The 887-nt window shown below is 49.9% G+C and carries 1 protein-coding gene; it reads right to left on the bottom strand.

Features of this window, described 5'->3' with window-relative positions:
* A partial coding sequence (locus tag FKQ60_RS17275; RefSeq protein ID WP_249374310.1) for a transposase occupies positions 1 to 869 on the bottom strand: 869 nt, incomplete at its 3' end.
* Positions 870 to 887: the final 18 nt, after the last annotated feature.

The following is an 887-nucleotide window of genomic DNA, read 5'->3' as shown; positions in this document are numbered from 1 at the left end:
CTCGCACCAGCCTGTGTTTTATGGAACAGGGCATTTTTTCGGTTGCGAGCAACTAGCTTGAGTGCTTGCTCCGCTCGGTTATTATCCAGCTGTGCTCCCTCGAGACGGCAGAAGGCGGTCAGCCCCTCATAATGCTTAGTAAAATAATTAATTGCTTTACCAAGCCCGCTGTTTTCTTCTGTATTTCCCCTGTTCAGCTCGGCCTGACCCCAGTTTCGGATCTGCTCCATTACCGGAAGTGATAGCTTTTTATGCCAAGCTAACCGTTGCCCCGCGTTAAGTCCTAGCTCCCTGGCTTCATCATCGTGTCGCCAGATTTCACCATACCACTGTAGTACTTGCTCCACTTCATCTGGAAACTGATTAAGGACTTCGGCAAACTGCCGTCGTCCGTGACTGTTGCACAGACTGTGTTCGACCACGTAATCAAGCGATGGGCGGTTGCTGGATAAGGCATCACTCATCAATATCGGGGGCGCGAGTGTCCGGCCACGGTCATGTAAAATCTCGTCGATGAACTCGCCGGCATGACCGATATTGGTCTGATACAACACGACAGTACGACCCTCTTTTAAGCCCGCGACTAAACCGGAGCTGTAAACACCACTGCGCTCTCGGGTTTTTGTTCCATTTCTCTGCGGCTTTTCTATCGGGACTTTGTCTAAAATTCGGTTGGTCGTGTCATCTAAATAATAGTGCTCTGCGTTTGCGGCAAACACTCTTAACAAGTTATAAATGGGTTGCAAGCTATTGGCGACTAACTCGACTTGGTCAAAGATGGTTGAGGCGGTCAGTTTAATCCCCATCAGCGCTTGCGTACTCTCCTGACGATAGTAGGGTGCACCTGCAAAAAACTTGTGAAGAGCCATCAGGCTGCGGGCACTGTA

Origin of the sequence: Vibrio sp. A11, assembly GCF_013048705.1 — a bacterium.
Lineage (GTDB): Bacteria > Pseudomonadota > Gammaproteobacteria > Enterobacterales > Vibrionaceae > Vibrio > Vibrio metschnikovii.
This window is presented reverse-complemented; position numbering and strand designations above follow the sequence as displayed.